General features: G+C 26.7%; 13 protein-coding genes. 5 read left to right on the forward strand and 8 right to left on the reverse strand.

Annotated features, from left to right (window positions below):
* Positions 1–37 precede the first annotated feature (37 nt).
* From X274_RS06910 to X274_RS06920, 3 genes are read left to right on the forward strand one after another with little or no spacing between them, the layout of a single operon-like run.
* Entirely contained in the window at positions 38–2,014 is a 1,977-nt protein-coding gene (locus tag X274_RS06910) for a sensor histidine kinase (RefSeq protein ID WP_047266095.1), read from the forward strand.
* Positions 2,011–3,363, forward strand: a complete 1,353-nt coding sequence (locus X274_RS06915; protein WP_047266096.1) for a sigma-54-dependent transcriptional regulator — start codon at positions 2,011–2,013, stop codon at positions 3,361–3,363. Before X274_RS06910 ends, X274_RS06915 begins: the two co-directional genes overlap by 4 nt.
* On the forward strand, positions 3,363–4,565 hold the full coding sequence (locus X274_RS06920; protein ID WP_047266097.1) for an ABC transporter substrate-binding protein: 1,203 nt from the start codon (positions 3,363–3,365) through the stop codon (positions 4,563–4,565). Before X274_RS06915 ends, X274_RS06920 begins: the two co-directional genes overlap by 1 nt.
* 311 nt (positions 4,566–4,876) lie before the next feature.
* Here X274_RS06920 and nagA read toward each other — a convergent pair whose 3' ends face one another.
* From nagA to X274_RS06960, 8 genes are all read right to left on the reverse strand, one after another.
* Entirely contained in the window at positions 4,877–5,965 is a 1,089-nt protein-coding gene (gene nagA / locus X274_RS06925; RefSeq protein WP_047266098.1) for an N-acetylglucosamine-6-phosphate deacetylase, read from the reverse strand.
* A gap of 29 nt (positions 5,966–5,994) precedes the next feature.
* Entirely contained in the window at positions 5,995–6,924 is a 930-nt protein-coding gene (locus X274_RS06930) for an SIS domain-containing protein (protein ID WP_047266099.1), read from the reverse strand.
* Positions 6,921–8,156, reverse strand: a complete 1,236-nt coding sequence (locus tag X274_RS06935) for a carbohydrate ABC transporter permease (protein ID WP_047266100.1) — start codon at positions 8,154–8,156, stop codon at positions 6,921–6,923. The genes X274_RS06930 and X274_RS06935 overlap by 4 nt, the downstream gene beginning before the upstream one ends.
* Entirely contained in the window at positions 8,153–9,031 is an 879-nt protein-coding gene (locus X274_RS06940) for a carbohydrate ABC transporter permease (RefSeq protein WP_047266101.1), read from the reverse strand. The genes X274_RS06935 and X274_RS06940 overlap by 4 nt, the downstream gene beginning before the upstream one ends.
* A 52-nt stretch (positions 9,032–9,083) precedes the next feature.
* On the reverse strand, positions 9,084–10,292 hold the full coding sequence (locus X274_RS06945) for an extracellular solute-binding protein (protein ID WP_047266102.1): 1,209 nt from the start codon (positions 10,290–10,292) through the stop codon (positions 9,084–9,086).
* A gap of 13 nt (positions 10,293–10,305) precedes the next feature.
* On the reverse strand, positions 10,306–11,733 hold the full coding sequence (locus tag X274_RS06950) for a glycoside hydrolase family 3 N-terminal domain-containing protein (protein ID WP_047266103.1): 1,428 nt from the start codon (positions 11,731–11,733) through the stop codon (positions 10,306–10,308).
* Positions 11,730–12,833, reverse strand: a complete 1,104-nt coding sequence (locus X274_RS06955; RefSeq protein WP_047266104.1) for an ROK family transcriptional regulator — start codon at positions 12,831–12,833, stop codon at positions 11,730–11,732. Before X274_RS06955 ends, X274_RS06950 begins: the two co-directional genes overlap by 4 nt.
* Before the next feature lie 196 nt (positions 12,834–13,029).
* Positions 13,030–13,728, reverse strand: coding sequence for a zinc metallopeptidase (locus tag X274_RS06960; protein ID WP_047266105.1), 699 nt, complete (start codon positions 13,726–13,728; stop codon positions 13,030–13,032).
* Between the two features lie 340 nt (positions 13,729–14,068).
* Between X274_RS06960 and X274_RS06965 the strand changes: the two genes are divergently transcribed.
* Positions 14,069–16,288, forward strand: a complete 2,220-nt coding sequence (locus X274_RS06965) for a hypothetical protein (RefSeq protein WP_047266106.1) — start codon at positions 14,069–14,071, stop codon at positions 16,286–16,288.
* A gap of 13 nt (positions 16,289–16,301) precedes the next feature.
* The gene (locus X274_RS11620) at positions 16,302–20,663 is read left to right on the forward strand and encodes an outer membrane protein assembly factor BamB family protein (protein ID WP_052913231.1); all 4,362 of its coding nucleotides are present in this window, start codon (positions 16,302–16,304) and stop codon (positions 20,661–20,663) included.
* The last annotated feature ends 3 nt before the right edge of the window (positions 20,664–20,666 follow it).

The raw sequence follows: 20,666 nt of genomic DNA on the forward strand, positions 1-20,666 counted from the left end.
ATTTGCATACAGTATGCAGAAATTTGGTGGTGAATTTATGGATTTGAAAAAAAGATTTATTTTTATTATTTTAATTTTTGCTTTTTTTCCGATAATTACAATTATTTTTAATAAGGTATATATTACAAAGTATCTCTTTAATGAATTATCTGGATATACAAAATCTACCATTAATGATTTTGGATTTGAAATGGTCAACAAAATTTATCCTACTACTATAAATAACTTTTATGAACAACAGAAGATGTTAAGAAATTTTTCTAAAAGCATTTTAGAAAATCAGAGAATTATAGATTATGCCAAATTTGGATTATTAAATACTTTAAATATTTATATAACCGAATTGTTGAATTCTTCAGATGTAGATGGTGTCAGAATAGTTGTTAATAAAAATAAAATTATTAATATTGGCGATTTTATTCAATTAAAAGAAATTAATGAAGGTTTTTTTGAGGATAAAGAGTCAATATATATGATTGCAAGATATTCAAAGAATAATGTTTCAGTATATGCATCCAAAAAAATAAATCAATATTTTTTAGATTCTTTAAATTATTCCTCAATTTCCATTATTTCTTTAATAGGAAAAAATCATAAACTTTTTCAAAAAGAATCATTTTATAAAGAATTTGAAATTAAAGATAATTTTGTTATTTCAGGAAAATACAAGTATCCCTCAAAAATTCATTATCTTTCAAAAGATTTAATATTAGTTTTGTCTTTTGATATTTCTCAATTAAATGCAATTCAAAATAAAATAAAAGACATATTTTTTGAAAATATATCTTTAAATTTAAATACGACATTAATAATATGGACTATAATTTCACCATTATTAATATATTTTGCATTATTTTATTTTGGTAAAGATATAGGAACTCTTGAAATTTCTATAGAATCTATTTCTAAAATAGCAAAGGGAAATTTTGATGTAAATATAAATATAAAAAATCTAAACAATAACAGATATAAGACTCTTGTTGAGTCAATAAATTTGTTGTCAAAAAATTTAAATACTATGAGGAATGAGATAGAAAAGAATATAGAAAAAATAGAAGAAGAGAAAAATACTTTAAAATATTTAGTTGAAAATTTATTTGAAGGAATAATATTTTTTGATATGAATAACAATATAAAGGCGAAAAATGATTTTGGTGAAAAAGTTTTAAAGGAAATTGGTATTGAGGAAATAAGGGCATCTAAAAATAGAATATATTATATTCAAATTTCTAAAAAACAGAAATTAATAGAAATAACGAGAGAGGTATTTGAAAATGGATCGATGTTGATAATAATAAGAGATATTTCCCTTGAGAAAGAAATGAATGATCTTTATTCTTTAAATGAGAGATTAATTGAGAAAGAAAAATTTGGAAGAATAGCTGCACACGAAATAAGGAATCCTTTAAATTCAATGTCGCTTAATTTGCAATATTTAAAAATGGAGTTTGAAGACAATAGCAAAATAGCAAAAATATCAGATTTAATAATGGAACAGATAAAGACTATAGATACTATTGTAGGCGATTTATCTTCGAAAGCCATACTTGAATCTAATGAAAGAAATATAAATATAAATAATGTTATATCTCAAATTTTAAACTTGTTAAAATATAGATTTTTGGAAAATTCTATAGAAGTAAACTTGAAAAGTTCACATGAGGATATATTAATCAAGGCTAATCCACAAAGGTTAAATCAATTATTTTATAATATAATAAATAACTCCATAGAAGCTTTAGAAAATAAAGAAGGAGAAAAATATATTTTTATAAATGTATTAAAAAATAATAATAAAATTAAAGTTTTAATAGAAGATAATGGCGAAGGAATACCAGAAGAATTAAAAAATAACGTTTTTAAAAAACCATTTACAACTAAAAAATATGGAAATGGAATAGGTCTATTTATTGTGCATTCTATAGTTAAAGAATTAAATGGAGAAATAAAGTTTGAAAGTTCGAAATCTGGAACAAAATTCATTTTAGAATTCAAAAGTGAGGAGATACTATGAAGAATATTTTGATAATAGAAGATGATAAAAATAGCGCGAAAATTTTAAAAAAATTTTTAGAGAAGAAAAATTATAAAGTTGATGTTTATTATGATTTAAAAAGTATTCAGAATATAAATTTAAATGATTATGATATAGCGCTTGTTGATATGATATTGCCTGATGGGAAAGGAACAGAGAAAATTAAAGATTTTATTAAAATTAATCCATATTTAAAAGTTGTGATTATGACGGGGTTTGGTGATGTTCAAGATGCTGTATATTCAATGAAATCAGGTGCATTTGATTTTATAAAAAAACCAATAGATTTAAAAAGATTGTTTTTTGTAATTGAAAAGGCTTATGAAGAAATAGAATTAGAAAAAGAAAATTTAAAATTAAAATATATAGTTCAAGAAAGTATAAAAGAAGATTTTGTTATAGGGCAATCTGAAATAATGAGAAACTTAATAGAAATAGTCAATAAAGTAATAGAAACAGATGCTAACCTTTTAATAACAGGAGAAACTGGAGTTGGAAAAGAAGTTTTTACAAGATATATTCAAAGGTTTAGTAAAAGAAAAGAAAAACCATTTATTATAGTTAATTGTGCAGCAATACCTAAAGATTTAGTTGAATCTGAATTATTTGGATATGAAAAAGGAGCATTTACAGGAGCTGAAAAAAGCAAACCAGGGAAATTTGAACTTGCAGATCAGGGAACAATATTTCTTGATGAAATAGGAGAATTGTCCTTGGAAATTCAAAGTAAGCTTTTAAGAGTATTAGAAAATGGAACTATTGAAAGGATTGGGGCAAATAGAGAAATTAAAGTTGATGTTAGAGTAATAGCGGCAACTAATAGAAATCTTGAAGAAGAGGTGAAAAAAGGAAATTTTAGGATGGATTTGTTTTATAGGTTAAATGTAATAAATATAAATATACCCCCAATAAGAGAAAGGCGGGAAGATATTCCAATATTTATAGAGTTTTTTAATAAAAGATATGCTAAAAAATATAATAAATCAGAAATTAGATTTTCAAAGGATGCTATGAATATGTTATTAAATTATAATTGGCCAGGAAATATTAGAGAAATTAGAAATTTTGTCGAAAAAATATTTATCATATTTGATACAAATAAAATAATTAAGAAATCTGATATAAGTGTATTTTTTATAAATAACAATAAAAAAGAAGATTTTGAATATTCATCAATGACACTTGATGAAATAGAAAAAAAAGTAATTTTAAATACATTAAAAAAATATGAAGGAAATAAAACAAAAACAGCTAAAGCATTGGGGATTAGTTTAAGGACATTGCAATATAAGTTAAAAAAATATGAAAAACTGCAGGGGGAAATATAATGAAAAGAATCCTTGTTTTTATTCTATTCATAAGTATATATATTTTAATATTTAGCATAAATTTTTTATATATGTATCAGGCGGGATATCAACCTGAGGATTTAACAAATTATATATCTCGAGAAGCAACTAATATAGAGGTTACGTTTAAATTTTATGAAGAAATGCATGAAAATTTAAAAATATCAATAAATTCGGCTATACCATTATATGATCTTGTTTTAGTTGACTTGATATGGATACCTGAATTAGCAAGTAATAATATGTTGTATCCTTTAGATGATTTAATAAGCAAAGAATATTATAAAGATATTCCTGATTATATATTAGATCAGTTTAAATATAATGGAAAAATATGGGCTATTCCATATCTTGTAAATATACAGCATTTTTTTGTGAATAAAGAAATATTGAAAAAAGCAGGTTTTGATAATCCTCCAAAAACTTTAGAAGAGATGGTACATCAAGCAAAAATTATTAAAGAAAAGGGAATTTTAGAATATCCAATAGTAGATTCTTGGTTAAATAAGGAAGCATTAACATGTGAATTTACATGGATCTTAGGCGCTTTTGGAGGAGACTATTATAAAAATGGAAAACTAAAGATAAATACAGTTGAAGCGGTAAAGGCTCTTAATTTTATGAAACATTTGTTAGATGAAAAATTAATTAATCCCATGTCTTTAGAATTTAAAGAAGATGATGTTTTAAATATATTTTTAAATGGTGATGCAGCTTTTACTACTAATTGGACATATCAATCAAGATACATGGAAGATAAACGATATTCTAAAATTATGAAACAAGGAATGCTGGATTTAATACCTGTAGCTAAAAAAATAAGTAAATATAAAAAAACAGTTTCAGTAAGCGGATATCAAGGCCTCGCAATACTTAGAAATACAAAGAAAATTAAAGAATCTATTAATGCTATAAGAATACTTACAAAAAAAGAATTTTTTAAAAAATTTAATTATGAAATTCCACCATTTAAAAGCATGTATGATGGGTATATAAAAGAAAAAGAGTATAATTATAAAAAAATTTTAGAATTAAAAAATGCAGTAAATAGACCTTATCTAATAGAATATAATAAATTTTCTGAGATTTTAAGAAGATATATTTTAATGGTATTAAAGGGATTATTAAGCCCAGAAGAAGCATTAAATAAAGCACAAAAAGAAATGTCTAATCTAAAATGAGAAAAGGGATTTTTTAACGATGAAACATTTAATATTCAAAATTACCAAATAGGTTGTCTAAAAAGTCTCAAATGAAACGAAGGCTCGAGGATTGCCATTAAAATTATGAATGTAAGCCGTCAAAAAAACAGGACGTTTTTTTGAGTGAAGCTTTTTCATGGATGAAAAATCTGAACGACGGCTGAGAATGAATAATTTTAAGGATAAGCAATCGAGCTGCCTGAGTGAATTTGATTAGACATCGTATTACCAAAGAAACAAAAAGCGGAGAATAATAATTTCTCCGCTTTTTTGTGTATATAATAATTTGTCTAAATTTTTCTATATACAATATCTCCATTAAATATAGTTTTTATGACATTTAAATTTTTATCCATAATAACAAAATTTGCGATATATCCATCTTTTATTCTTCCTTCATTTTTTATATTTAAATTTTGTAATGCATTATAGGATGAAACTTTAGATAATTCTTTTAAAGAACAATTGGTTATAGAATAAAAATTTCTAACACCTTCATCAAAGGTTAAGGTGCTGCCAGCAATAGTTCCATTGTCTAAAGTAGCTCTTTTGTTTTTTACAGTAACTTTTAATTCGCCTAAAGAATAAATGCCATCTTTTAAGTTTGTAGCTGAAATAGAGTCAGTTATTAAGATAATATCATCTATATTTTTTATTTTATAAATCAATTTTATAAATTCTTCAGATGTATGTATATTATCAACGATTAATTCTATTTTGAAATTCTCAAGCAGCCCAGCACCGACTCCTCCAATTTCTCTATGATGTATAGTTTTTAAAGCATTAGGAAAATGCGTTATTCTATTTATTCCATGTAATATAGCTTTTTTAAATGTGATATAATCAGCGTTTGAATGTCCAAGAGATATTATGATAGATTTGTTTTTTAAATAATCAGCTATAAGAAAGAAATTTTTAGATTCTGGTGCCATTGTTATTAGTTTTACTTTCTCACTAATTATATTATCAATAATGTCTATTTCAGGTGAATGAATGAATTTTTCATTTTGAGCGCCTTTTTTTGTTTTATTTATAAAAGGTCCTTCTAAATGAATACCAGCTGCAGATAATACAGGTGAAAATTTATTTGTTATCCTTTTAAGTGTTTCTATTGATGCAGATACGGTTGTTGGAAAAAATTTTGTTATACCATGAGAAAAGTTGAGTTCAGCCCATTTTCTTATATCTGAAATTGATGAATTCATTGTATCAATACCCTTATAGCCATGTGTATGTGTGTCAACAAAACCAGGCATTAGAATATATTCATATTCTTTTTTCTCTTTTAAAACTTTCTTAATTTTATTATCAGATAGTATTATTTTACCAGTATACTCGCCGTCAATAGGATCAACGATTAATATATTATCGATAATCATATTCTAACCTCACAATTAAATATAACAGATTAATCCAAAATTACAGATTTGCTTAAATTTTTCGGTTTATCAGGATTGAGATTTTCAATTATAGCTTTTTTATATCCAAGATACTGTGGAAAAATCATTTTTAAAGGACTTTCAAATCCTGAGTCATAATCTATATTTATATCGCCGTTTTTACCTATGAATATAACCTTTGCACCTAAGAGTTTAAGTTCTTCAGCAAGTATTTTTTCTTCTCTTGTATCTTTTGAATTTATTATTACAAGAGTGTTATCTGTTAAAGTGGATTTTGGTCCATGTCTGTATTCAAGTGGCTCATGAAATTCTACATTTTGAATGGCCATTTCCTGTATTTTTAACGCACCTTCTTTTGAAATTCCGTATTGTTCATCAAATCCAAGAAAGATAAAATGATTGAAATCTTTTAAGTTTAAAGAGTCTATTAAAGTTTTAGAATTGTTAAGAACATTAAAACTTTTTTCTGATAAATTATTGTGTTGAATACCATTTAATAGGAAATTTAAAATAAATATAAAAGATCCAGTCATAACTACACTTTCTTCATTTGCAAAATCAAATATAAATGACTCATCACATATTTTTGTTAATGAAGAGTTTGGAGTGCATGTAATACCAATAGTTTTAATATTATTTTTCTTGAAATTTTGTACAGCTTTTACTGTTTCAGTTGACTCACCAGTTCTTGATATGAATATTGATATATCAGCACTTGGAACTTTATTAAAAACAATTACTTCACCTCCGGATATAGTCGAAGAACAATATCCATGGGTGTTTAAAATTTTTGAAGCTATAAATCCAAGATTATAAGAAGAACCGCACCCTACAAAAACGTATTTTTTACTTTTTGTAAATGAAAAATTAAAATTATCAGCTTTTTCTAATAATTCTGGTATTCTTTCTATTTCCCTTATAGTATATTTACCAATCATCCTTTCACCGCCCCTTGAGTTATTCCAGAAATTATATGTTTTTGAAATATTAGAAATGCTATTATTACAGGAATTCCTATTATAGAAGATGCTGCCATTAATATTGGCCAATCAACTTGGTTGAATTTCTGAAACAAAGCGAGACCAACTTGAACTGTTCTCATGTTTTTTGAAGAAGTCATTACTAAAGGATAAAAAAGCATGTTCCATGATGTAATAAAGGTATTTATCCCCATTACAGCTATAGCTGGCTTTGAAAGTGGGAATATTACATGAAAAAGGATTTGAAATGTATTAGCGCCATCAACATATGCGGCTTGTTCTAATTCAATAGGTAATTGTTCTATATACTGTTTTAATAAAAATATTCCAAATGGTGTAACTAAAAAAGGAATAATTAGGGAATAGTATGTATCTATCCATCCAAAATTTTTCATTAAAATAAATATTGGAATTATAGTTACCTGAGGAGGAATCATCATTGTAGCTAATACAATTAGAAATAAAAAATTTTTCCCAAAAAATTCTCTTCGTGCAAATGCATAAGCAACAGTTGTGGAGAATATAATATTTCCTAATACAACAAGAATAGCAATTAACAAACTATTGAACATGTATCTTCCAAAATTATTTTCTCTCCATACGATAACAAAATTCATTAGAGTTGGAAATTTATATTTAATCTTTATATCATCTATATAAATATAAGCTCTTTTTTTAGAATAAAAAGAAAATGCTATTTTTGTTATATGTTTAAGATCTATTTTTTTAACGTTAGTCAAAGAAATAAAAATTTTATCCCATTTATTTAAATCACCATTTATTTCGATTGGAAATGAGTAGGAATTTCCATCAATATCATAAAATTCTATATTGAAATCATCAATGTCTGGGAGTTTTGCATATAATTCAATCCCTTTTGATATTCTTAAATCAAGGTCGCCTGTTAATAGAGCAACTTTTTGATTTTTCTCAGGAGAAATTTCTATTTTTAAACTTTGAGTTGAAACTGGAGAATCTTTAACTATACTTATTTTTGTTCCATTATAAGTTTTAATTTTTCTTTTTATATATCTAATATATTTTGTTTCAAAATCATTTAAAAATTTTTCTGTAACAATATTATTTAGATTTCCCTGAGGTACAATAGCTGTAAAAAACATTGTTAATAAAGGGAATAAAGAAATTATAAGTAATATAAACATAAGAAATAAAAATATAAATCGTTTCATTGTATATCACTCCTGAGAAGATGTTTTTGAATTACAGTAAAAATCATAATAATAGCCATTAATATATAAGCTATAGCAGAGGCATATCCCATATCAAATTGCCTAAATGAAGTTTCATAAAGATAATGAACTACAGTTTGAGTTGAATTTGAGGGGCCTCCCTCAGTCATAGTAAAAATTTCAGCAAATATTTGAAAAGACCTAATAGTGTTTAAAGAAATTATAAAAAACATAGTTGGTTTTAATAATGGTAAAGTTATAGAAAAAAAAGTTTGAGTTTTTGTTGCACCATCTATAGAAGCAGCTTCATAAACTTCATTTGGAATACTTTGTAATCCTGCTAAGAATAATATGGTATAATATCCAATAGCTGCCCATATATCCATGATCATAATTGAAATTAGAGCAGTTTTTGTTGAGGCCAACCAACTTGTACCAAGAGATTTAAATCCTAAAAGAGTAAGCATATTATTAAAAAAGCCATTAGCACTGTACAGGTACATCCATATTGTCGATATTACAACCATTGAAATTACAGAAGGTAAAAAAAATCCAGCTTTAAATAAATTTTTTACAGGTAATAATTTGCTATTTATTAAGATAGCAAGTAAAAGTGAAAATATCGTTGTAAAAGGAATTGTTCCAACAACAAAAATAAACGTATTTTTTAAGGCTATTAAAAATATTTCATCATTAAAAGCTTTTATATAATTAGATAGTCCAATCAAATCATAGTGAGGATTTAATCCTGTATAATTTGTAAAACTCATAAAAAAAGAATAGGCAATGGGAAATATCCCAAAAATTGCAAATAGAATCAAATATGGAGATAGTAATATAAGAGTTTCAAGATTGTATTTTGTTTTCTTTTTCATTTTTTCAACTCCTTAGGAACCTGCGCAGGTGGCTCTGCGCAGGGTTTTTCTTTTAATGATTTAATACCTGTTGAATTTTTAAATTATAAAATCTTAGAGTATTGTTTATATCTTCATTTTCAAGTATAATTTTTTCAATAGCTTCTGTTAAATATTGTTGTATTTTAAACCATTGAGGGTGTGATGGTGCAGGTTTTGCATATTTATTTTGTTCATAAAAAACTTGATGCATAGGATGATCTTCAAACCATGGATCATTATCAGCACCTACAACTGATGGGAATACAGAAGGAACTAATTTTGTAACTTGCATAGCAATATCAGATCTTAATAAAAATTCAGCTAATTTCATAGCAGCATCCTTATTTTTTGATTGTTCTGTTACAGCTAAAACTTCAGCACCAGCAAATGAAGCATGATATCCACTCCATTTTGTTGGTTTTGGCAATAATGCAACATCAAAAACAACATTTGGATAATTTTTTTCTATTCCAGAAATATCCCATGCGCCACTTACATACATTCCTACCTTGCCTTCTCCAAAAGCTTTTGCAAGATCAGCTTGTTTTGTTTTTAAAGAATATTTAGATAAAGCCTTATAGAATTCAGCAGTTTCAATAACTTTTGTTGAATATAGTCTTGCTTTTTTAAAATCTTCTGAAAGAATAGAACCATTATTTCCCCAAACTGCTGGCAAGAACCATTGTTGCCATGGGCTGAAATTCTCTCCTGCACACATACCATATCCGTAAATATCATCACCAAGTTCATTAATTTTTTTTGCAGCTACGTATAATTCTTCCCAAGTTTCTGGAGGATTATTTGGATCAAGTCCGGCTTTTTCAAATAAATCTAAATTAAAAAATAATGCCCTTGTTCCCAATAACCATGGTAATGCCCAATAGTGAGTATCATATTTTACAGAATCCCAGCCAAAATACTTATCTTTAACTTTTGAATAATAGTCATCCATATTCATAATAGTTTTGTTGCTTGCGAAATTTGCAACCCATGTGTTACCTAATTCTACAAGATCAGGTGCATTATTTGCGGCAATTGCTGTGACGATTTTGTCAAAACCATTTGACCATGCAAGTTGTACGTATTCAACTTCAATATCAGGGTTCTCCTTCATAAATTGTCCGAGAATTTTAGCAGAAGATTCATCATCTAACATAAATCCCCAGAATGTAATCTTTGTTTTACCAAATGTAAAAATAACCAATACACTTAAAAGGATTACCAAAAATAACTTTTTCATAAAAATACCTCCCCTAAAGTTTTTTAATAGCCTTAATGGCGTTATATATTGATATTAATTTTGTTGAATGAGTAATTATATAAGATTCATCTTTATATAAGGTTTCATCCTGATCATTCCTTATAATTACATATATAATATCTTTATTTAAACTTTTAATTTTTTTATGCAATTTATATTGTCCGGGAAATCTAAAAGAATCAAGGACAAAAGATATAACTTTAGAATTTTTTGGTAGTTCTGAATAAGTTTCTCCATTTAAAGGGTTATATTTAAAAATATTTGCATTTTTAAATTCTAAATTTAATAAAGATTCTAATTTTTCTAAATCTTTAGCAGTGGTATCAGCCTGACTTAAATTTTTAGGTTCAGGTATCACGATAGAAACTTTATCTGTATCCAAATTTATATGAAAATCTTTTTTTATATTTATTTTTAAGGATTTTTTAGCAATATCGGTTAAAAATTTTCCTTCATAATTTTCATTAAAATATTTTTTTTGAATTTCATTTATTTTCTTTATTTTCAAATTAATGGATTCTGTGTCTATTTTTTTATTTTCAATGAGATTAATAAAAGAAGTATAAATAGGTTTAAAATTTTTTTTAGCTTCAGCAATCATCAAAATATCTCCACCATTATTAAAAAATAATTCAACACCTTTATCAGGGAAATAGTTATTATAAAATGCTTTCATCTCAATGGCATCGCTAATTATTAATCCATTATAATTTAATTTTTTTCTTAACAGGTCATTTAAAATGATTTTAGATACTGTACCCAAATCTTCATCGAGATTTTTATATATAATATGTGCTGTCATAATCATTTCAACGCCATTTTTAATAGCATTTTCAAAAGGTAATAAATCATAATCATTAAAAGAAAAGTTATCAATAACAGGAGTTTCTTCATGAGAATCATGAGTAGCTTTTCCGTGGCCGGGGAAGTGCTTTGCAGTTGAAAGAATACCAGCATCATTTAATCCTTTTATATATTGTGTTCCAAATATAGAAACCTTTTCTGGAGAATCAGAAAAAATTCTGAATCCAGTAACTGCACTTGAATCTTTATGTAAAACATCAAGAACAGGAGAAAAAACCATGTTAAAACCAAATTCTTTCAATTTTTTTCCAAGATAAAATGCATATTTATAAGTAATATTTGGTTCATTTGTTTTTCCAATAGCATAATTTCCTGGTGAAGATAAGATTCCAGGAACAGTTTCCAATTGACCACCTTCGTGATCAGATGAAATAAGTAAAGGAATATTAAGAGAATATAATTTATCCATAGAAATCTGCAACTCTTCAATACTGTTCATATTTCCTGGATATAAAATTACACCTGCAGGTTTATACTTTAAAATTATATTTAAAGCTTCATCATCAATTCCGTCTGGAAAACCAAGAAAAAACAATTTTCCATATTTATAATTCATTTAATATCGCCTCTTTTCATCAAATAAATTTTTAAAAAATTTTCAGTACCGCGTTTATTTGAAAACATTTTATGTAAAACTATAGAGACAGCACCACGAGAAGTTAGATAGTCTTCTGGAGATATATGATTTATCTGCAATTTTCGTATATTTGGAATGAAAATATTTTTTTTAATTTCTTCAATGAAAAAATTTAAAAATTTTTCATTTAAAAGAGTAATATTACCCCCGATTATGATATTATCTGGATCAAAAATACTAATATAATCACCAATTTTTTTTGAATATATGTTAATAAAATCTCTACTATTATTTATTAATGTATCTATATCTTCATTTAAAATAGATGTGAAAGAAATATTTTCATTTGTATTTATTAAAGGGATTTTAAATTCTACTTCTCCAGCACAATTATTGCTTCCATGATATAATTTGTTTTTAATAACAATACCTATACCCAGTCCAACATGGTCTGTAGCGAAATATGGAATTGAAATATGGAAATATAAAATATTATGTGATTTATCTTTATATTTCAAATTAAAAAAAATGGCTCCACAATTACTATCATTTTCTATAAATACAGGAACATCAATTTCTTTTTCTAATGCTGTTGATAAATCCAAATTTTCAATATTTAAAGCTTTAGAATATACAATTATTCCATTTGAAGAATTAATTATACCTGGAAGTGAAATACCAACACTTAAAATTTTATAATCGTAAAATTGACTGTAAATAGAGATAATTTCATTTACGATATTGTTTTTGTCTATTTTTATATTTTTTCTTTTTGAAAAAATTATAATTCCTTGTAAATCTGTTAAAACAAATTCAAGGCCATCCTGTTCTATTGAAATACCTAAAATATATCCAATAGAAAAATTGAATGAATAAATAGAAGTTTTTCTTCCACCAAGTGGAGAAGCTGAAAGTTCATCAACTTTTTTTATTAAGTTTAAATTTTTTAATTTATTCAAAGATCTGGAAACAGTTGATTTTTCAAGACCTGTTTCTTTTGAAATTTCCATTAAGTATGTTTTTTCTTTTTTCCATATAAAATTCAATACTTTTATCAATGAATCAGTGATTTTTACCATATAGATCACTCCTAATATTAGTTGTTTGTTTCAAGCAACTAATTAAAATATAACATATTCATATTAGAAAAAAAAGTATGAAAAATGAATATTATAGATTATTATACTTAAATAAATCAGATTATATGTGAATAATATAGAAAATTTTAATATTAGTATAAAAATAACCCGACATAATGTCGGGTTATAAAGTTATTTAATCTCTATCTCCAACGATACCTGCTAACATAAGCATTCTTAGTAATTGTAAAATAGCCATGGCAGCAGAAGCAACATATGTCATAGCAGCAGCACCCAATACTTTTTTCACATGTGATACTTCTGATATTGGCATACCCATTGAAGGGAGGATTTTTATAGCTCTCGCGCTGGCATTAAATTCAACTGGTAATGTTATTATAGTAAATAATACTGCAAAAGAAAATAATATAATACCAAGTTGGATTAATGTCTGACTATAAAAAAGAAATCCTATTATAAAAATAATCCATGATAAATTTGATCCAATAGAAGCAAATGGAACGGAAAAGTTTCTTAAAACTAATGGTAAATAATTTTCCTGATGTTGCATAGCATGTCCTACTTCATGGGCGACTACGCCTAAAGCAGCAACTGACCTGCTTGAATAAGTGGCAGAAGATAGTCTCAAAACTTTATTTCTCGGATCATAATGATCTGTTAAAAAACCAGAAACAGCTTCAACTCTTACATTATATAGTCCAAGATTATCAAGCATTCTTCTTGCAAAATCTGCACCGGTTTCACCTGTTGAAGAAATAACTTTAGAATATTTTGAAAAAGTTGATTGTACAGATGCCTGAGCTATTAAAGACAATATTAAACCCGGTAATAAAATAATAAATGTAGGATCAAACCAGAATGGATAAAAAAACACACGACCACCTCCAATTACAAATCTTTTTTAGTTCTTTCTAATTTTAGAAATATAAAATATCCTATCCATTAGACTATAAATATTTCAAAATGTTCAAGAGTATTATAGCATAAATATCTTAAAAAAGACTTAAATTATGTTATAATATTAAAAAAGCAAAAAGGAGTGGAATTATGAAACTTAAATAAATATATTTAGAAAATACATTTTAATATTTAGTAAAAAATTCATGTAATAAAAATTATATAATAATAAATTGAAAAAGAAATTTTATAAGTTAAAATTTCTTTTTTTTTTAGTCGATATATAAATATAAAGAAGGATTTTTAGGAGGGGCTATATGAAAAGAAAATATTATGCAATATTGTTTATAATTATATTTATATTATCATCCTGTTCTTTTAACGATTCAATTTCCCTTGATTTAAACGTTTCGTTTGAAAGTGATTATGTTTTGATAAAATGGAAAAGTTCGTCTTTTATAAAAAATTATGAAATATACAGAAAAGAAAAAGGAGAACAGAATTATACTCTTATAAAATCAGTTAATAATATTTCAGAATATAAAGATTATGAGTTTTCCCCGCATAAATCTTATGCTTATCAACTTGTTGCGTATTCTAATCAGAATAAAATAATAAAAGAAGAGAAATATATCAGTATTCCCAATAGATTACCCGATAAGGTAAATATAATATCTCCGGAATCTGGAGATATTGTAAATCCTGATATGAAAATTATATGGACAAAATCTAATGACCCAGATGGAGATGGATTAGAATATATAATTAAAATAAAAAATAACGATAATTTGATAGATTCTGCTAAAGTGTTTACCACTGAGTATAAGGTGAATTTAAAATATAATTTGGAATATTCTTTAACAGTTGATGTATCTGATGGATATGGTATTGTTAAAGGAGAGGAAATAAAATTTTATACAAAGTCACCACCGGAAAATCTGGATAAACCAGTAATAGAAATTACAAATGTGTCAACAGATACAATAACATTGAAGTGGAATAAAATTGACAAAGCTTCATATTATGAGATATATAGGAAGGATGATAAAACAGAATATAAATTATTAAAAAAAATAGAAGAAACACAATATGTAGATAAATACCTGGAAAGAAAGATGAAATATACTTATAAAATAATAGCCTGGGAAAAAGATGAGAATGACAATATAATAGCCAGATCGCCAGAATCAGATGAAGTATCAGAAACAACAATAAATAATCCTCCAGAGAAACCGGAATTAATAAGTCCGGAGGATTATTCTGAAAATATAGATTTAAAACAAAAATTAATGTGGGATTCATATGACATAGATGGCGATAAAGTTTTATATGATGTATATTTAAGTGAAAACAGAACAGAGGTTGAAGAAGAAAAATTAAATGCAAAGGTTGCATCTGATTTAGAAAATGAAGAATATAGTCCAAATTTGTATATAAAAAAGACATATTATTGGAAAGTTGTGGCAAAAGATGAATATGGGGATATAAATAAAAGTGATGTATGGAAGTTTAAAACGAAAGAAATAGAAAATAATAAACCCATTATAAATATGCCTGATCAGGAAATAACGGAAGATAGCACAATAATTCTGAATTTATCCGATTATGTGTCTGATGCTGATAATGAGGAGCTATCTTTTGTGTTAATATCTGGTGTTGGAACAATAATAACAACTAAAGAGGCTACGCAATATATCTATTATGCTGATTATGATTCTGCAGGTGAATATGAGGTAAAAATAGGTGTTACAGATGGATTAGAATTGGCTGAAGATACTTTTAAAATAACGGTTAAAAATAAAAATAGAGCTCCAGACACACCTGTTTTTGAATATCCAACAAATGGGTTGGAAGATGTTACAACAAAAAACTTAAAATTACGCTGGGAATGTTCAGATCCAGATGGTGATGTTCTTCAATTTGCTATATATATGTCGGAAAATAAAGATGACATTGAAAATAATAAAATTTCAGAAGGATTGAACATTTCAGAATATATATTAAGTAAGGAACTGAAATATAAAACAACGTATTATTTAATGATTGAAGCGAGCGATGGAGAATTAAGCTCGAAAAGTCAGGTGATCCAATTTAGAACTGAGGAAGAACCAGCAATTATAGAAATAAGTGATATGAATATTAATTTAGACGAAACAGGTTATGCAACAATATCAACGAGTAAATTATATTCTGTTAATGGTTTAAAAAATATAGAAATAGTTTTTGATTCGAATTTTCTGGAAGTTGATGAAACAAAAGAAGCCTCGGGAATAGAATTTTTAAGAGAAGATATAAATATATTTTTTCAGGATATTAAAATAAGCGATTCCAGTATAAAAATAAATATAGCTTTTGAGAAAAACTCTAATGTAACAAAATTAGAAGGAGATATTATAAAAATATATTTTAAAGGGAAATCAACAGGTGAAACAAAATTAAGTTTTAAAAATGCGGAAGGGGTGAGGTATATTGGGGATGATGAAACAAAGATTATAAAATTTGATTATTCGGATATCGGTAATGTAACTATAAACTAAGAGGAGGTGGGTTATGAATTTCAAAAAAAAGCATATATTATTAAGTATTATTCTTTTAACCATTCTTTTAATCTTAAACGGTTGTTTAACAAAACAGGAAAAAACTGAAAAAATTTCGGATGTATCCATTAACGTTTATAAAGATTTTATAAAAGTAGAATCAAATAATAATGAAATACGATTTGAAGTGGCTAAAGATTTAAATGGAGTAGAATTTGAGTTTGGTTCTATTCTTTCAAAAAAAGAAAAGGGGAATTTTGAATTTTCAAAAAACACATTACATCTTTTTTATGAGAAAAATGGTAAAACAAGATTAATGGTGGCAAAAAAGGGAAAAATAGGATTTAAGAAAGGCGAGTTTTTGTATAAATTTAAGAATATTAAAACAACGTATAGAATTTCAGATGTGGATATCAATAAAGGAAATATAATTAAAGTTTCATCTGAGAATATTGAATCAGGAATTTCAATTATAGATAGTCTCATGAATAAAGATGGATACGAGGAAATAATTGTACACGCTAAAAATATAAATAATGTAAAAATATTAGAATTTGAAATAGATTTTGATCCTGATATAATTTCAATTGATGAAAGCAGAGGAAACGACGGTATTGAATTTTTAAATAGTTTAAAAAATTCTCAGATTATAAGTATAAGTTCAGATAATGAAACTGGAAAGATTATTATCAGTGTCACCTTAACACAGGAAGTTAATTTTAATGATGAAGATATCATGAAAATTTATGTTTTAGGTAAAGGAAAAATAGGAATATCAAAATTTGAATTTGTTAATGATAATGCAACTGGAGAAGAAAAGAGTAGCGTTATAAACGAGGCGGGAGAAAAAATTAATGTTAATTTTTATGATGGTGAAATAAAATTAAAATCACCTGTATTACTCGGTGATTTTAACAGTGATGGGATAGTTGATTTAAATGATATAGTTTTATTTGCACAATATAATGGACTCGAAGAAGGAGATAAAGATTATAAAGAAATATATGATATATCTCCAGCATATAATCTATTTAATAAAGATGGATGGGAACCCATAATAGATACTGGTTATAGTGATGGCTTTATTAATTTAAAGGATTTCACAACATTGTCCTCTAATTTTGATAAATCTGTTCCGAATAATGCGCCATTATCTCCTGTATCTTTGAATCCAAAAGATGGAGAGGTAAGTGCCTCTATACAGCCAACATTGCAATGGTATTCTAATGATAAAGATGGAGATAAGTTATCTTATAGTTTATATTTTGGAGAATCATCTTCTCCAACATTAATTGCGACTATAGATTTTGCGGGAGATAAACAAACTAATTATTCATATGATTTAAGTCAAAAATATGAGAAATTAGATAATAATAAAACATATTATTGGCAGGTTTTAGCAACGGATAGCAGAGGTGCAACAACATTAAGTGATTTATTTTCCTTCACCACAGAAGGCATTTCAAATTTAAAACCAGTAGCTTCTGATATTTCCAGTCAGGAGATTTCTGAGGGGGCAACATTTACATTATACTTACCAGATTATTTCACAGACCCAGAAGGAGATACATTGACTTTTGGCGTTGGAGAAAATAGCGAAGTTGGAGAAATAACCGATGGAGCAACATTTATTTATGCACCAAATTTTGACGTAGTTACAACATCAGAAGCTTCAAAAACATTTAATGTTGTAATTGAAGCTTGGGATTCAGAACATATTAATAATCCAACGCAATTAATCTTTTCCATTAATGTTATAAACAAAAATAGAAAACCAGAAGTACAAATAGTCTCCCCATCTAATGGTCAAAAGTCTATAGATACGACAAAAATAGAATTTAAATGGGATGCAAATGATGCTGATAATGATAATTTATCCTATGTATTTTATCTTGGGGAAAATAAAAATAATTTTAATATAATAAATGAAACTAATAATAGCGGTAATTCAGATTTTAGTATAGATTCTAACATAGCAACCTATACAGGAACTTTAGCTCAGGGAACGACGTATTACTGGAAAGTTGTTGTTAATGATGGAATAGATGAGGTATCATCAGATATATATTCATTTACAACAAAAGGTTTTAGAGATGGTGGTCAGAAAGATAAAATCGATGTAAATAACCCAATTAGAAATGGATTAGCTATTTCATCCGATGGGTATTTATATTTCACATCGGATTATGAAGAAGACAAAGGAAAAATATACGTCTATAATGCTGTTGATACAACAAATAAAATTGATGAAAAAATTATAGATTCACCGATTACTACAATTCCCACACTTGATAATGATGGAACGGTATATTTTGCAACGCTTGAAGGGAAGGTTTATGCATATACGTTTAACGGAGATGTTTTAACAGAAAAGTGGCAATCTATTATTGGAGTTCCGGTTTATACTTCCCCAGCAATTGATGCTGAAGGAAGATTATATATTGGAGATAGCGACGGAATATTACATGTTTTAGATATAACAGACGGTGAAGAAATAGAAACATACGTCACTGGAAATAAAATAAAATCAAGTATATCAATAGATAATGATGGAAATATATATTTTGGTTCATATGATGGAAATTTATATAGTTTGAAGTGGAATAATAATACATTAAAACTGAGATTTTCTGTTGAATTAAATTCTCCAATTGTAGTTAGCCCAGCAATTGATAATGATAATAATAAATTATATATTGCAACATTAGAAGGTAAGATTTATTCTATAAATCTTGACGATGGAACAGAAAATGAGATAACTGATACAGGAGATTATATAAAAATATCGCCAGTTATAGGAGATAATGTATATTTTGTAACAACATCTGGAAAAATATATAAAGGATCTAATAAAATAAGGGATTTTGGAGAAGAGATTACAGGGATCCCAGCCATAGGACATGATGGATCAAATAATGAATTATTATATATACCTGTTGGTGGAAAAATATATGCTTTGGATGCTTCGGGCAATGAAAGATGGACGTTCAGCACCTCATCAGATAATGCAATAAGAGGAAATATAGGAATTTCAAAAGATGGTTCTATATATGCAGGTTCCACAAATGGAAGCTTATATGTAGTTTATGATTCTGAAAATTTAGGTATATATGCAGGTAAATGGCCGGTATTTCAAAAAAATAGTTTTCATACAGGAGGTAATAGGCCACCGATAAGACCATATGGATTATCGCCAGAAAATAATAAAAATAGTATAGATCCAGAAACAGAATTGGATCTTCAATGGAATTCAAAAGATTATGATGGAGATAATATCACTTATTATATTTACAAAGGGGAATCTGAAAACAACCTTACGTTGTTAGGATCTACTACTGCATATTCAACGACATTAAACAGCGATAAATTAAAATATACACACACGTATTATTGGAAAATTGAAGCGGTTGATTCTAATAATGCAACAACTTCCAGTGATATACTGAAATTTAATACAAAGATGCCAATTATTGCAGGAAGCAGTTCTGATATATATAGTATAGACGTTAGTGATAAAGAAAATCCAGATAAAATTAAAAATGCGACTCTATCTTCAACAATAATAAATGCTATGACATTTGATGGAACATATGTATATCTTGCAACGAATGATGGTTTGTATACATATGACGCTTCTCCAAATAATATAAATTCAAAGTCAAGCGATACAAAATCCGCAAAAAATTTAATAGACTTAGTTAAAGAAGGAAATTATATTTATGCATTAAGTGAAGATGCCAGTAAGTTAATTGTTTATGATGTATCAGATATTAATAATATAACTGCTCAAAGTACAGCATCAACTGACTTAACTGGCGCCAAAGCAATAGATGTTGAAGGTAATTATGCTTATATTGTAGTTGATTCTACCACAGATAGTTTTGTTATTTATGATATATCGGATCCAACAAATCCTACTGTGAAATCGTCCATGACAACTAATATTTCAACTCCAACAGATATTGTAATCAATAACGATTATGCATATATTTCATGCGACAATGATGGAATTGTTGTTATAGATATATCGAATCCAGGTAATCCAATTTATATAGACACGTTCAAGTATGAAGATGAAAATACAAAAGCCGGGAAACTATATATTTCAGGAAATAGACTATATGTAATAAATAATGATGGGCAAAAGGGCATAGCGGTAATAAATTCAACATATCCAGATAATATGACAATGGAAAGATTTATAGAAGTTTCGAGTACAGGAGATTTAATAGATCTTTATGTAAATAATAATTACATTTATGTAGCTGCTGAAACTGATGGATTGAAAATAGTGGATGAGGCTGGTGAAGCAGTAAAAGGTGAATATACAGGTAATTCAATAACAGTAGTTGCCGGTATATACGTAGAAGAATAATAA

The organism is Marinitoga sp. 1155 (assembly GCF_001021175.1).
Classification (GTDB): Bacteria; Thermotogota; Thermotogae; order Petrotogales; family Petrotogaceae; genus Marinitoga.

Coding starts and splice junctions, on each gene's coding strand:
- X274_RS06910 (WP_047266095.1), top strand. CDS start 38: ATGGATTTGAAAAAAAGATTTATTTTTATTATTTTAATTTTTGCTTTT.
- X274_RS06915 (WP_047266096.1), top strand. CDS start 2,011: ATGAAGAATATTTTGATAATAGAAGATGATAAAAATAGCGCGAAAATT.
- X274_RS06920 (WP_047266097.1), top strand. CDS start 3,363: ATGAAAAGAATCCTTGTTTTTATTCTATTCATAAGTATATATATTTTA.
- nagA (WP_047266098.1), bottom strand. CDS start 5,965: ATGATTATCGATAATATATTAATCGTTGATCCTATTGACGGCGAGTAT.
- X274_RS06930 (WP_047266099.1), bottom strand. CDS start 6,924: ATGATTGGTAAATATACTATAAGGGAAATAGAAAGAATACCAGAATTA.
- X274_RS06935 (WP_047266100.1), bottom strand. CDS start 8,156: ATGAAACGATTTATATTTTTATTTCTTATGTTTATATTACTTATAATT.
- X274_RS06940 (WP_047266101.1), bottom strand. CDS start 9,031: ATGAAAAAGAAAACAAAATACAATCTTGAAACTCTTATATTACTATCT.
- X274_RS06945 (WP_047266102.1), bottom strand. CDS start 10,292: ATGAAAAAGTTATTTTTGGTAATCCTTTTAAGTGTATTGGTTATTTTT.
- X274_RS06950 (WP_047266103.1), bottom strand. CDS start 11,733: ATGAATTATAAATATGGAAAATTGTTTTTTCTTGGTTTTCCAGACGGA.
- X274_RS06955 (WP_047266104.1), bottom strand. CDS start 12,833: ATGGTAAAAATCACTGATTCATTGATAAAAGTATTGAATTTTATATGG.
- X274_RS06965 (WP_047266106.1), top strand. CDS start 14,069: ATGAAAAGAAAATATTATGCAATATTGTTTATAATTATATTTATATTA.
- X274_RS11620 (WP_052913231.1), top strand. CDS start 16,302: ATGAATTTCAAAAAAAAGCATATATTATTAAGTATTATTCTTTTAACC.